Origin of the sequence: Klebsiella sp. D-Nf1 (genome assembly GCF_002810515.1) — a bacterium.
GTDB lineage: Bacteria > Pseudomonadota > Gammaproteobacteria > Enterobacterales > Enterobacteriaceae > Klebsiella > Klebsiella variicola.
The window spans coordinates 1,909,452-1,923,257 of sequence record NZ_PIOK01000001.1; the positions used below are offsets into that span (position 1 = coordinate 1,909,452).

Sequence of the window (13,806 nt, forward strand, 5' to 3'; positions counted from 1 at the left end):
GGGTAAATGACATTATGCCGAGCGCGGTTTGCGCGCTTTAAAATCATCTGCAATTTCGTCAAAGGTCACGAAGCGAACGCCATCGTGGCTACGGATGTACTGAATCAGGCGTTCAAGCATTAACAACACCTGAGGACGGCCGGAAACATCGGGATGGATAGTCATGGTGAAGACGGCGTACTCATTTTCGCGATAAACCCAGTCGAACTGGTCGCGCCACATCTCCTCCAGATGACGAGGGTTAACGAAGCCATGGCTATTAGGGGATTTTTTGATAAACATCATCGGTGGTAGATCGTCGAGGTACCAGTTGGCTGGAATTTCAACCAGATCCGTCTCCTGTCCGCGCTGCAATGGTTTCATCCACGCATCGGGATGCTTGCTGTAGTCGATTTTTGTCCAGCTGTCGCCAACCCTGACATAGTACGGATGGAAGTCGTTGTGCATCAGACTGTGGTCGTATTTAATGCCCTTTTTTAACAGCAGCTCGTTAGTCACATTGCTAAACTCCCACCACGGCGCCACATACCCGGTCGGGCGTTTACCGGCTAACTGCGTCACCAGTTCGATGCTACGATCCAGCACCGCTTCCTCCTGGGCTGGCGTCATGGCAATCGGGTTCTCATGGCTATAACCATGGATCCCCACCTCATGTCCTGCCTCCACAACCGCTTTCATCTGCTCCGGAAAGGTTTCTATCGAATGCCCGGGAATAAACCACGTCGTACGTAATTGCTGCTCCGCGAACAGTTTCAGCAGCCGCGGCGCGCCCACTTCCCCGGCAAACAAGCCGCGTGAAATATCATCCGGAGAATCTTCGCCACCGTATGACCCCAGCCAGCCGGCAACGGCATCAACGTCCACACCAAATGCGCAAAGGATTTCTTTGGCCATGTTTATTTTCCTTTTGAGTTGAGGGATAACGAATTAGCGCCATCACCTTTGGAAGGCGCCAGCAGATGCGCTACCGCACAGGCAGCGCTTAAAAGCGAGCGATCTTCACCGTTCGGTGAAGAGAAAAGCAGACTGGTATACAGGCCGTTCGCGGTCGTACCGCTTGGCACAGCGAGACCGGGCATATCCAGTAAACTGCCTGGCATGGTTAAGCGCAGCGTGGCGCTATTGGCGAGGGCAAATGCCTCAGCATCCGCCTGCAAGGGCGCCAGCCGCGGCGCGGTATGCGCGACCGTTGGTGTCACCAAAATCGCGCCATTGAGTTCTTCAGCCAGTGCCAGCTGCCAGACCGGACGTAGACGCAAAAAGGTGGTGAGCACCGCCGGATCAATCGTGCCGGAGGCCAGCAATCGGCGGCGAATGAGGGGATCCATCGCTGTTGCTGCCGGTGACGCCAGCAGAGAGGCATGTAACTGAAAGGCTTCAATCGCCCCTGGCCAGCCATGGTGAGCAATCCAGGTAAGTGCTTCATGTAAGGCTGGCAGGCGCCGATATTCAACAACGACGCCTGACGCCGCTAATCGGGACAGCAACGAAGCACCGTTGTCACGGACGCTAATATCAGCGGCATTGAGAATTTCCGGATCGACAATTAACCGTGACACCGTCGACGAAGTCGTCTCCTCGCCACAGAGAATGACATCAAGGGCGTAAGCATCACGGACGCTGCGACAAAGAGGCCCGAGCGTATCGAGAGACGCCGCCAGGGGAAACACTCCGCTCGCGTCATAGCGATGACGGCTGGCGCGAAAACCGATCACTCCGTTAAACGCAGCCGGGATGCGCACGGAACCCGCGGTATCCGTTCCTATTGCAATGCAGGCCACCCCTTGAGCAACCGCTCGCGCCGCGCCGCTGGAAGAGCCACCAGGAACATGTTCCTCGCCATCGGTTGCCAGTAATGCCGGCGTGGTAAACGTTGGGTTAATACCCAGACCGGAAAAGGCAAACTCACTCAGATTGGTTTTGCCGATAGTCACCATTCCCGCCTGCGTCAGGCGCGCCACCATTCCGGCATCGTGTGTCGCGAGAGGCGCATCCAGGCGGGTTGCGGATCCTGCAGTGGTTCGGGTCCCGGTGATATCGAATAAATCTTTCCAGCAGACCGGAATACCATCCAACGGGCTCAGCGGCGTGCCCTCGCGCCAGCGCTGCGTCGAGGCGGCAGCCTCCTGACGGGCGCGTTCGGGAGTCAGCGTAATAAAAATCCCTTGGGTCTCTTTGGCCGCCGTCAGGCAGGCTTCCGTAAAGGCAAGTGGCGAAAGCTGACCTCTGGCAAACAGCGCCGCAATGGCACAGGCATCAATCTGGCCCCGCTGAAATTGCAGGCGAATCGTATTCGCGTTCATATCACCCTTAAATGTATATTTAAATAAAAATCCATTTAAACATAGCAAAACGAGTGCCAGAACAATGACAAAAAAGTGTCTAAAATGTGATCATATCGTATTAATTTTGTTTTATTATAGTAATATCAAGAAGATAGAAGTGGGCGAAGCAATGAGATAACAGGTGTAGAAGAGCATCATGAACCGGAGTCATAAATGTATATTTTATATTATGATCCATTAGTGGGCAGCCTGCACTACCGCGGTGCTAATGATGGGGGTTGGTATGACACCGCTCAGGATGTGATAAGGTAAGTTTGATGAGGTAAGGATCGAAAATATGGTCATGCAGACAAACCCTTCGCATGCGGCAACGGAAGATACCGCCGCTGCGCGCTATGAAGTTATTCGTCAGTTTTTACGTCATATTCTGGTTGCCCAGCGAGTGCCAAAGGGGCTGGTACTTCTGGAGGGTCCGTTAGCACAATTATTCGGTACCAGCCGGGTGCCGGTGCGTCGGGCGCTCAGCCTGTTACATGAAGAAGGATTAATTACCCGCTTCGAGGGGCGTGGTTTTATCGTGGCACAGCCTGACGAAGAGGTCGAGCCATTGCGCCTCGCCCTGACCCGGGAGCTCTTCGGCCTTGATGAACAGCAGCCATTGGTGGATACCCGCACCAGTGGTGAAAAGGTGCTGGAGAACCTGCAGGTTGTACTCTCAACAGCCATGGTATTTGGCTGTTATTCGGTAAATGAGCAAAAAGCGGCACAATATTATAATGTTAGCCGCTCGGTAATCCGTGAAAGTCTGATGCGTTTGCGCGACAAGGGACTGGTAGAAAAAGAGCCTTACTCACAGTGGTTGACCGGCCCGCTTACCGCGCGCGAAATCGCCGATCACTTCGAGATCCGCGCCAGCCTCGAACCCGCAGCGTTGTGCAAGGCTGGACCTCACCTTTCGTCGGCGTGGCTGGCGTCCATGCTGCAAAAGACGCAAGGTTATAAAGGTCGACAATTGACTGCCGCGGAACTGGAGTTACTGGAAGAAGATCTTCACATCCGCTGCCTCGAGCCCGCAGGTAATAAGCTGATGATGCAGATCCTGCGCCAGCATCAGTCTCCTTTCATCATCACGCGTATCTTCTATGATTTACTGGCCATTCCGGTAGAAACCGCCACCCTGGAAGAACACGCTCTGGTGTATGACATGTTGCTGAAAGGAAACTGGGCGCTGGCGGCCGCCTGCCTGAAAGATCACCTTGAACGCGCGCAATCCCGGACCCTTCAGCGTTTAAAAGTGCTTTCCGTGCTGCCTGTCCCCGACTTACCCAACTTTATGGAAGCGAACTAAGCAGATGGCGTCCCGCAGAGGGCGGTCAGCCCGCCAGGGACAGCCAGTCGTTCGACACTTACAAACTCCCCTGCACCGCTGAGGCGCTGATATTCACCGGCATGCCGGAGCGGCGCTGCAGGGTTTGCTCGGCCTGCGAAGGACTCACTCCCGGCCCCTGGGTAAACTCGCGCAGCGCCGAGGTCATCGGCAAGGGGACTTTTCTGTCGGATTCAAATTCCGCCCGATTGCGCGACAGCGGCTCGTGCACCTCCAGCCAATGGCTGCCGTCCGGCTCTACGGTGTACTTCACCGGCTGATCGATTAGCTGGACGCGCGTCCCCACCGGTACGTTATCAAACAGGAATTTAATATCGTCATTGCGCAGGCGAATGCACCCCTGGCTGACGCGCAGCCCGATGCCAAAGTTGGCGTTGGTGCCGTGGATGGCGTACAGCCTGCCGATGTAGATCGCATACAGCCCCATCGGATTATCAGGCCCGGGCGGCACCAGCGCCGGCAGGGTTTTGCCCTCTTTCGCATACTCGCGCCGGGTATTGGCGGTCGGAACCCAGGTCGGTCCCTCCTGCTTGCGCTCTACCGCCGTCACCCAGTTACGCGGGGTTTCACGCCCGGCCTGGCCAATGCCTATCGGCAGCACTTCCACACTATTGCCCAGCGGCGGGTAATAATAGAGACGCATTTCGGCGACGTTGATGACGATCCCTTCGCGCACGGTGTCAGGCAGGATCAACTGTTGCGGAATAGTCAGCGTCGAACCGGAGTGCGGCAAATAGACATCGACGCCGGGGTTGGCTTCCAGCATATTGCTCAACCCCTGGCCGTACTGGGCAGCAAAACTTTCCAGTGGTTGGGTGTTGTTCTCCGGGACGGCGATGGTAAATGCGCTGCCCACCAGACGGCTTCCCTCCGGCGGCAGCGGGTAGCTGACGGCCAGTGCGCCGTGGCTGGCGAGCAGCATCAGCGCAGAACAAAGTAATTTCACACGCCGCATCGTCATTTTCCCTTCCTCAGTCGCGACTCTCGTGTGTGAATTATAGCGTTATTTCCTCGCCTCGATCCGCTGACCCACCATGACTTAAATCTGATAGTCGATAGCAGCCTCTTCCGGCTCCATCGCCTGACGCTTAATTTCATCCAGCGACAGTCCGGCATTGCACAGTTCGATTAAGCGCCAGACGTAGTTGCGCTGCAGCTGGCCCCGCTTCAACCCCAGCCACACGGTATTGGCATCGAACAGATGGCGGGTATCGAGGCGCGTAAAGGTGTCCGCTTCCCGGGCATCCCCGGACTGCTCGGCGACCAGCCCGACGCCCAGCCCCAGCTCGACGTAGGTCTTGATGACATCGGAATCCTGGGCGCTCAGCACAATATCCGGCATCAGCCCTTTGCGGTTGAAGGCCTCATCGATTCGCGAACGGCCGGTGATCCCCTGGCGATAGGTGATTAACGGCCAGCGGGCTATTGCCTCAAGCGTCAGAGGAGAAACCTGCGTCAAAGGATGATCCTTCGGCACCAGCAGGCTGTGATGCCAGCGGAACCAGGGGAAAGCCGCCAGCGTCGGGTCGTTGCTCAGGCGCTCGCTGGCGATACCGATATCCGCCCCACCGTTATGCAGCAGCGCTTCGATTTCCTGCGGGGTGCCCTGCACCAGCTCGACGCGAACATCTGAGAACAGCTCGCGGAAGGCTTTAATCACCGGCGGCAGGCTGTAGCGCGCCTGGGTGTGGGTGGTGGCGATGGTTAAGACGCCGGAGGCATCATTGGTAAAAAGATCCGCCAGCCGCCGGACGTTGCTGGCTTCATTGAGGATGCGCTCGGCAATGGATAACAGCGCTTTACCCGGCTCGGTCATGCCTAACAGGCGCTTACCGCGACGGATAAAGATCTCAATCCCCAGCTCCTCTTCCAGTTCCCGGATATGGCGACTGACGCCTGACTGCGAGGTATAGAGCATGTTCGCGACTTCCGTCAGGTTGTAATCCTGACGGGCCGCCTCACGGATAATTTTCAGTTGCTGGAAGTTCACCCTTTCCTCCGGGCCAATGGACTTAACGTATCTGCTATTGTTAAAGTCTGTTGTCCCAGGTAACAAATAATAAAAACCAGCAACTTATTCCTTAAGAGAATATAGCCTAACTAACCAGCTGCAGTTCACGGTTCTCCAGCGACGGGCGGCTCACCAGAGACAGCAGGATCTCTTTCACCGCTTGCGCCTGCGGCGACAGACTGCCGCGTGCCGACATATTCAGCGACAGCGACAGGCTCATCGACGGCGTGCTAATCCGCGCCATCCAGCCGTTTGCCGCGCCGCACAGGGAGCGGGCAGCGGATTCCGGCAGGACCGTCGCCCCCATACCGCTGGCGATGGCCGCGGTCAGGGTGGTAATGGATTCGATCTCGCCGATAATTTTCGCCGACAGACGACGCAGGGTGAACGCCTCAGTGACCCGCGCCCGAACCGCGCTGTAATCCCGCGGCAGGAACAGGTTCATCTCCGCCACCGCCGTGAGATCCACGCTCTGTCCCGGGCAGTCGCGGGTACCCACCAGATAGAGATCCTCTTTTAGCAGCGGCTGGCTGACGATACCGGCCACTGGCGAACGCTCATACAGCACCGCCATATCCAGCTGACCAGCCAGCAGCTTGTCATTCAGCGCAGTGCCGCTGCTCTCCTGCAGATAGACCATCACCTCGGGCAACTCATTACGCACCGTCTGCAGCAACGGCATGGTAATGGCAGAAGCTGCCGTGCCCGGCGCCAGGCCAATCGAGACCTGACCACGCAGCGTCTGGCCGACATTATTGACCGCCAGCTGCGCCTGCTCACACTGGCGCAGGATGGTTCGCGCATGGGTGTAGAGAATTTTACCGGCTTCTGTTGGCGTGACCCCTCGCTTGGTGCGTATCAGCAACTGCTGGTCCATTTCACCTTCCAGGGTCGCGACCTGCTGGCTCAGGGCCGGTTGTGCGATGTGCAAGACTTCAGCGGCCTGGGTCAGACTGCCGATATCGACGATTTTCACAAAATATTTCAGTCGTCTTAAGTTCATTTTGCCTCCTGTAAGGAACGCCAGCGTCAACGCTGGAAGTATGATGTAACTGGTTCTGCAATTTGCTTGCCAGCTTTTCAATTGCGCTGCCGCTGCCCGCCAGAGGCCGTGTTATAAGGGATAGTGATAACAATCCAGCTTTTATTTGCCCGGTAAGCAGATTGTGGTATGCCCCATTAGGGGTATTTTTGCACCGCAACGGTGCGTAATGGTGAAAAAAGCGGCATCCAGTCAGGGGTTGTTGAAATTGTCAGCAGTTGAACGCAATTCTTTGAATCAGGCTTTGACAAGGCCGGATGGCATCGTTAATATGCGCCCCGTTCACACGATTCCTCTGTAGTTCAGTCGGTAGAACGGCGGACTGTTAATCCGTATGTCACTGGTTCGAGTCCAGTCAGAGGAGCCAAATTTAAAAAAGCCTGCTTTCGAGCAGGCTTTTTGCTTTTCGCTTTTCATGCGGGTTTACGGCGTCATTGCCGCGCGGCAAATCGGGCAACCTGTTCGGCGAGAAAATCAATTTCCTGCGGCGTGTTATAAAAAGCCAGCGAAGGCCGGACGGTACTCTCATAGCCCAAACGACGCAGGATCGGTTGCGCACAGTGATGCCCGGACCGCACAGCGATGCCAACCTGACTGAGATAGCGCCCCACGGCTTCATTTTCATGCCCCGCCAGCACAAAAGACAAGACGCTGGTTTTGTTCGCCGCGGTGCCGACCAGCGTCAGGCCCGGAATAGCCGACAGCTTCGCAATCCCATACTCCAGTAAGGCATGCTCATACTGCGCAATATTTTCGATCCCCAGTGAGGTCACATAGTCGATGGCCGCCCCCAGCCCGACGGCATCGGCAATATTGCCCGTTCCCGCTTCAAATTTATTCGGCGAAGGCTGATAGCGCGTCAGTTCAAAGGTCACGTCGGCAATCATGTTCCCGCCGCCCTGGTACGGGCGCGCCTCTTCCAGCACCTCCTGCTTGCCATAGACGACGCCGATCCCGGTAGGTCCAAAAATTTTATGCCCGGAGAAGACGAAGAAATCGGCATCCAGCGCCGTGACGTTAGTCGGAATATGCGAGATAGACTGCGCGCCGTCGATGGCGATACGCACGCCAAAACGATGGGCGATCTGCACCAGTTCCTGAACCGGCGTCACGGTCCCCAGGGCGTTGGAAACGTGAGTGGCGGACACAAAACGGGTTTTATCGTTGAATAACCGAATATACTCCTCGACGATCAACTGTCCGTGCTCATCAACCGGCGCAACGCGGATCGTCGCACCCGTCTCCTGCGCAATAAGTTGCCACGGCACAATGTTGGCGTGATGCTCAAGCTGCGTGAGAATAATTTCATCCCCAGGGCGTAGCAGCGGCTTCACGTAGCTGTGCGCGATAAGGTTGAGTCCCTCCGTGGTGCCGCGCACGAAGATGATATTCTCCGGGCCGCGGGCGCCAATAAAGCGCGATACTTTCTCCCGCGCGGCTTCATAAGCATCGGTGGAACGAGCGGCAAGCGTATGCGCCGCCCGATGAACGTTCGAGTTCTCGTGCAAATAATAATGGCTGATGCGATCGATAACCTGCTGCGGGCGCTGGGTCGTCGCGGCATTATCCAGCCACACCAGCGGATGCCCCTCCACCTGTTCGGCGAGGATCGGAAAATCCGCACGGATCCGCTCAACCGGGATCTGCCCAACCCGCGCCGCTGGCGCAGGCCGGGAGCCGAAAGCAGGCAATGACGCAAATCCGCGAGGGGCGATATCCGCCCTGCTCTCCTGGCCCAGTGGCACCACCCGCGGCGCGTAGGCCGCCTCCACTCCGCGCGGACGGGCGGGCGTATCGCCCAACAATCCTTGCAGATCCCGCGCGTCGGGCAGGCCATAATCGCGTGCAGAGGGGGCGTCACCCGCCTCGCCGGGCCATCCGCCCGGCGCATAGGGAAGCGTGAATAAATTACTCGTAGTCATAATATTCACCCACTTCAACATCTTCCAGCACGGCAATGGCGTCATCGGCCAGGATCGCGGCGGAGCAATAAAGTGAGAGTAAATAAGAGGCCACGCCGTTGTCATCGATCCCGCGGAAGCGCACCGACAGCCCGCGAGACTGCTCGTTTGGCAGCCCTTCCTGATAAAGTCCCAGCACGCCGCGTTTACTTTCCCCGGAGCGAATCAGCAGAATATTGGTTTTCCCGCCCTGGCTTTTTGGGTTCTTCAGTCCGTCGACAAACAGTTTATCGGAAGGGATCAGCGGAATACCGCGCCACAGAATAAAAGTCCCGCCATGCAGGTTCACGGTGACCGGCGGCACACCGCGACGCGTGGCCTCACGCTGAAAGGCGGCAATGGCCCGCGGATGGGCGAGGAAGAAGGAAGGCTCTTTCCACACTTTTGACAACAACTCATCCAGATCATCCGGCGTCGGGCGGCCGTTGCGGGTCTGAATGCGCTGCGAGTCATCAATATTTTTCAGCAGTCCATATTCATCATTATTAATAAGCTGGCTTTCCTGACGTTCACGCAGGCTTTCGATCGCCAACGCAATTTGCTCTGACGCCTGGTCATAGGGCGAACTGTAGAGATCGGCGATTTTGGTATCGACGTTAATAATGGTCGAGATCGAATCCAGCTGATATTCACGCGGTGTGGTCTGATACTCAATATAGCCCTGCGGTATCTCTACGCGCGAAGGATCCTGGCTGCATAATACGTCCAGCGGCGTCTCTCCCTCCACGACCTTGTTGACGCGATAAATTCCCGACTCCAGCCCTTTATAATCGAGAAAACGACTGACCCAGCGCGGAGTAATTGCCGCGAATTGCGGCGCCGTTTTGGTCACGTTCGCTAACTGATACGCGGCTTCACGCCCCAGTGCATTAATACTTTTTTGTTCTGCCATGTTAAGTCCTTAGTGTTTGAAAGAGTGGAGCTGAAGGTTAGTATTGCGGTAAACGGGTATCGACATCCCGCGCCCAGGCGTTTAGGCCATCTTTTAAATTCATCACGCGCCCCTGATAACCTGCGCGCTGGAGTGCCCGAATGGCGAAAATACTGCGCTGCCCTATCTTGCACAGAAACACCGCATCGACCGTCGGATCGAATTCATCAATACGTCTGACTATCTGACCCAGCGGCATCACTTTGGCCTGCGGAAATTTTGCGATCGCTCTTTCGTGGGGCTCACGAATGTCGATCAGTTGCAGGGGTTTTCCCTCCTCTATCCAGGCGTGAAGCTCAAGCGCCGTGACGCTTTCAATGGGTGCTTCTGACTCATCGGGTTTCAGCCCGCAAAACTCCTCATAGTCGATGAGCGCATGGATCGACGGATGCTCACCGCAGACCGGACAGCCAGGGTCCCTCTCCAGCCGCAGTTCACGTTGCTTCATCTGCCACACATCAAAGAGCAGCAGACGGCCGATCAGGCTCTCGCTGCCGCCGACGATAAGCTTGATGGCTTCCGCGGCCTGAATCGTGCCAATAATTCCCGGCAACACACCGACCACACCGCCTTCCGCGCAGGAGGGCACCAGACCCGGCGGCGGTGGCTCGGGATAAAGGCAGCGGTAGCAGGGTCCTCGCCCGGCATAAAAGACGCTGGCCTGTCCTTCAAACTGGAAGATGGAGCCGTAGACCAGCGGCTTACCCAGTAACACGCAGGCATCGTTGATCAGATACCGGGTGGGATAATTGTCCGTGCCGTCGACTACCAGGTCGTATTCGCGGATGATCTCGAGCGCGTTTTTACTGCTCAGGGTGGTGTTATAGGTTTCCACCTGAATCTCGGGGTTGATTGCTTTAATCTTGTCTTTCGCCGAAGCGACTTTGGGCCGGTTAATATCTTTGGTGCTGTGAATAATCTGCCTTTGCAGGTTGGAGATATCGACAAAATCAAAGTCGACAATCCCCAGCTTACCGACACCCGCCGCGGCCAGATAAAGCGCCACTGGCGCCCCCAACCCGCCGGTGCCAATAAGCAACACGCGGGCGGCCTTCAGACGCTTTTGCCCCTCAAGCCCGACTTCCGGCAGCAGCAAGTGGCGGCTGTAGCGGGCAATTTCAGCATGCGTCAGTTCCGTCAGACGGTCGTCCGGGATAATACTCGGTCTACTCATATCGCCTTCCCGACGCCACCGGCAATGGCGGGAACCAGCAGCACTTCCGCCCCATCGCTAACCGGCGTCTCCAGCCCACCGGTAGTTTTAATATTGTGTTCTCCCACATACAGATTGATAAAGCTGCGCAACGCGCCTGCGTCGTCATACAGATGCGGCTGAATGTCCGGATATCGCGCCGCCAGCGCCGCGACCAGCTGCCCAACGGTGTGACCTTCGAGGGTCACCTTCCCCTGACCGTCGGTGAACGCGCGTAGCGCAGTGGGGATCAGTAATGTCGATGCCATAGTGATAATCTCTCCGTGTTTTGCTCTGGTTTCCGGCAACGTTGTGCCTGTTATTCACGTCATGAAACGATGTGCACTTCCTCCTGCAAAAAGCGCAGACGGTCCTGCGTGAGCCGCCAGCTGGTCAGCGCCCCCGCCTGCCGCTGCGCGACCGCCACGATGATGTAGGCGTAAAACGGCAGGGCATGTTCACGGTCAAATTCCGATGGAATGGCCGGATGATCGGGGTGCGAATGGTAATAGCCGATGACATCCACACCTTCCGCCAGCGCAGCACGCTCCGCCCGCAAGGCGTCGTCGGCGGTGATAACAAAGCGGTGGTACTGCTCTTCCGATTCCCGCGCGTTGACGATGGGGAAAATCGCCGTCACGCGGCCATCGCCCTGCGCAGATAAATGGCCAAAAAGCGCACCACAGCATTCATTGGGATAGGTCTTTTCCCCTTCAGCGCCAATCTGTCTGGCGATTTCGCGAGTCAATTCAATCATGAGTTTCATTCCAGAAAGGGTCGGTCAAATAGCGGGAGCCCACATCGCACAGCAGTGTGACCACCACCGAACCAGCCGGCAGCGTGCGGGCCAGCCGTGCGGCGGCGGCAACATTGGCGCCAGATGAAATACCGACAAAAATGCCGTCCCGCCGGGCGAGGCGTCGCGCGCTCGCATAGGCCTCCTCGGTGGTGACGGAAATCACATCATCAAACAGGGTTTCGTCGAGAATGCCGGGTTTAATGCTACTGCCCATATGCTTAGTCCCTTCAATGCCATGGAATGGCGAAGCGGGCTGCACGGCGAGGGTTTTCACCCGCGGATCCTCGAACTTCAGCCGTCGGGCGGTACCGACAAAACTGCCTGACGTACCCATCCCGGCGACAAAATGGGTGACTTGCTTTCCGCTCTGCTCCCAGATCTCTTTCCCGGTGGTCGCGAAATGCGTTTGCGGATTAACGGGATTGTTATACTGGTCGGGATAAAAATAGCGCTCCGGGTGTGCGGCGACCTGGGCCTGAACTTCAAGATAAGCGCCATCGGAACCTTCAAGCGGATCAGTCTCCACAATCGTGGCGCCATACTGACGAATTATTTTTTTACGCTCCGGGCTGGTATTCTGCGGGAGATACAGCCGAACGTGATACCCCAGCGCGGCGCCGATCATCGCGTAAGCAATTCCGGTATTACCGCTGGTCGCATCAATAATAGTTTTATCCGGCGTCAATAACCCCCGCGCAATACCGTCCAGTACCATCGCTTTTGCCGCGCGGTCTTTCACCGAGCCGCTGGGATTCATAAATTCAGCTTTCGCCAGCAGGGTGACACCCGATAATTCTGCAGTAAAAGAGGGCAAGGCTATTAAAGGCGTCGCGCCAATCGTTTCAAGTAAATTCATAATAATGATCACGCTGCTATTTTAGTGGTACGGGAACGGTAGGTTTATTTATTCTTGTAATGATTAAATGCCGTCGCCGTCGCTGAAATGCCTCTGCTGAATTCGCGCCTGTTGAACATTACTGTCCGGTGGCACATCACGGGTTAGCCAGATATTTCCTCCGATGCTGGAGCGCGCCCCGATGGTAATTCTCCCAAGTATTGTCGCACCGGCATAAATCACAACGTCATCTTCAATAATAGGGTGGCGAGGATAATTCTTTTGCAATTGTCCATCCTCACCGACGAGAAAACGTTTGGCCCCCAGGGTGACAGCTTGATAAATACGCACTCGTTTACCGACGATGGCGGTTTCACCAATGACCACGCCGGTTCCGTGATCGATAAAGAATCCATCATCAATCTGCGCACCGGGATGAATATCGATTCCGGTCTGGCTATGCGCCTTTTCGGTGATGATGCGCGCCAGCAGCGGAAGGTCGAGCTGATGCAGCTCATGGGCCAACCGATAGTGCATCACCGCATGAATTCCCGGGTAGCACAGCAGCACATCATCCATACTGCGTGCGGAGGGATCGCCCTGATAAGCGGCGAGGATATCACCGTCAAGACGCTGACGAATCACCGGTAAACGGTTGGCAAACTGCTGAACGCGTCTGACCGCCTCCTGCAACAGGACCTCATTTTCCGCCTGCTCATCCGACTGATAATAGAGTTCCAGCAGCGCTTCTTCGGTGAGTCTGTCCAGCGCCGTGCCGAGCAAATGGCCGACGTAATAATCCTCCCCCTCTTTGCGTAAGTCCACGTCGCCTAAGCGCATCGGATAAAGCACTTTTATCAATGTATCCGCGACGGAATTAACGCTTTCCCGGGAAGGTAAACTCCGTTTATTACGATAATTATTCTTCGCGTGCTCATCGCGCCACGCCTGGCGAACGCGACGCAATTCATTGACGACATTATTTAAATGCCAGTTATTTTCTCTTTTCGGCAAGAGATACAATTCACCCGCTTCCGGCATAATAATATCCTTCATAAAAGCACATCGATAAAATTCTTTTTGGCGTTACCTCACTTTTATGCATTACCCACATTAAAAACAAATAACCTTATTGACTTTCAATAGCTGAAAAGAATAAATAGTTAAAAATCAAGGCATTCTCTCCCCCTCACCTCACTCAGTCGTGATATCGCGTCCCGCCAGGTCAAGCATTGCAGGTGTCACACCTCAGTAAGACGGGCGAAAAGCGGGCCCCTTGCGGTAAGCAGAGCCGAGGACTGCTTTCTGAGCCGCTAGCCCATCAGCCACCGGTGATCCGTCAAAGGCGCCAACATAAAAAAGC

Annotated in this window: 13 protein-coding genes and 1 tRNA gene; 2 read left to right on the forward strand and 12 right to left on the reverse strand. The window is 56.0% G+C overall.

Going from position 1 to position 13,806, the window contains the following annotated elements; all coding sequences use genetic code 11:
- Positions 1 to 12 precede the first annotated feature (12 nt).
- Complete coding sequence (locus CWM54_RS09415; RefSeq protein WP_016161418.1) at positions 13 to 894, reverse strand: polysaccharide deacetylase family protein; 882 nt, start codon at positions 892 to 894, stop codon at positions 13 to 15.
- A 2-nt stretch (positions 895 to 896) separates the two neighbouring features.
- A complete protein-coding gene (locus CWM54_RS09420) occupies positions 897 to 2,303 on the reverse strand; it encodes an amidase family protein (protein ID WP_100696817.1) in 1,407 nt (468 codons plus the stop codon).
- Between the two features lie 319 nt (positions 2,304 to 2,622).
- Here CWM54_RS09420 and CWM54_RS09425 point away from each other — a divergent pair, with 319 nt between their 5' ends.
- Positions 2,623 to 3,633: a GntR family transcriptional regulator gene (locus CWM54_RS09425; protein WP_016161421.1), complete on the forward strand. Its 1,011-nt coding sequence runs from the start codon at positions 2,623 to 2,625 to the stop codon at positions 3,631 to 3,633.
- A gap of 58 nt (positions 3,634 to 3,691) precedes the next feature.
- Here the strand turns inward: CWM54_RS09425 and ldtA are convergent, their stop codons facing one another.
- From ldtA to nac, 3 genes are all read right to left on the reverse strand, one after another.
- Complete coding sequence (gene ldtA / locus CWM54_RS09430; protein ID WP_061153989.1) at positions 3,692 to 4,633, reverse strand: L,D-transpeptidase; 942 nt, start codon at positions 4,631 to 4,633, stop codon at positions 3,692 to 3,694.
- Positions 4,634 to 4,711: 78 nt separating this feature from the next.
- A complete protein-coding gene (gene cbl, locus CWM54_RS09435) occupies positions 4,712 to 5,662 on the reverse strand; it encodes an HTH-type transcriptional regulator Cbl (RefSeq protein ID WP_100696818.1) in 951 nt (316 codons plus the stop codon).
- 106 nt (positions 5,663 to 5,768) lie between these two features.
- Positions 5,769 to 6,686, reverse strand: coding sequence for a nitrogen assimilation transcriptional regulator NAC (gene nac / locus CWM54_RS09440; protein WP_002911729.1), 918 nt, complete (start codon positions 6,684 to 6,686; stop codon positions 5,769 to 5,771).
- Positions 6,687 to 7,016: 330 nt separating this feature from the next.
- Between nac and CWM54_RS09445 the strand changes: the two genes are divergently transcribed.
- Positions 7,017 to 7,092, forward strand: a tRNA-Asn gene (locus CWM54_RS09445).
- 64 nt (positions 7,093 to 7,156) lie between these two features.
- On the opposite strand, the gene CWM54_RS09450 is transcribed toward CWM54_RS09445, so the two are convergent.
- The 7 genes from CWM54_RS09450 to epsC form a co-directional block, all read right to left on the reverse strand.
- Positions 7,157 to 8,647 (reverse strand): cysteine desulfurase, encoded by a 1,491-nt coding sequence (locus CWM54_RS09450; protein WP_100681249.1) that lies wholly within the window; start codon positions 8,645 to 8,647, stop codon positions 7,157 to 7,159.
- Positions 8,634 to 9,578: a family 2A encapsulin nanocompartment shell protein gene (locus CWM54_RS09455; RefSeq protein WP_008804182.1), complete on the reverse strand. Its 945-nt coding sequence runs from the start codon at positions 9,576 to 9,578 to the stop codon at positions 8,634 to 8,636. The genes CWM54_RS09450 and CWM54_RS09455 overlap by 14 nt, the downstream gene beginning before the upstream one ends.
- Positions 9,579 to 9,615: 37 nt before the next feature.
- On the reverse strand, positions 9,616 to 10,791 hold the full coding sequence (moeB, locus tag CWM54_RS09460; protein ID WP_100696819.1) for a molybdopterin-synthase adenylyltransferase MoeB: 1,176 nt from the start codon (positions 10,789 to 10,791) through the stop codon (positions 9,616 to 9,618).
- A complete protein-coding gene (locus tag CWM54_RS09465; RefSeq protein ID WP_008804180.1) occupies positions 10,788 to 11,078 on the reverse strand; it encodes a MoaD/ThiS family protein in 291 nt (96 codons plus the stop codon). Before CWM54_RS09465 ends, moeB begins: the two co-directional genes overlap by 4 nt.
- Before the next feature lie 59 nt (positions 11,079 to 11,137).
- A complete protein-coding gene (locus CWM54_RS09470; RefSeq protein WP_012541140.1) occupies positions 11,138 to 11,566 on the reverse strand; it encodes a Mov34/MPN/PAD-1 family protein in 429 nt (142 codons plus the stop codon).
- Positions 11,559 to 12,464, reverse strand: a complete 906-nt coding sequence (locus tag CWM54_RS09475) for a PLP-dependent cysteine synthase family protein (RefSeq protein WP_100696943.1) — start codon at positions 12,462 to 12,464, stop codon at positions 11,559 to 11,561. Before CWM54_RS09475 ends, CWM54_RS09470 begins: the two co-directional genes overlap by 8 nt.
- Before the next feature lie 63 nt (positions 12,465 to 12,527).
- Positions 12,528 to 13,457 carry a serine O-acetyltransferase EpsC gene (gene epsC / locus CWM54_RS09480; protein ID WP_008804177.1) on the reverse strand — a complete coding sequence of 310 codons (930 nt, stop codon included), beginning with the start codon at positions 13,455 to 13,457 and terminating at the stop codon, positions 12,528 to 12,530.
- Positions 13,458 to 13,806 lie beyond the last annotated feature (349 nt).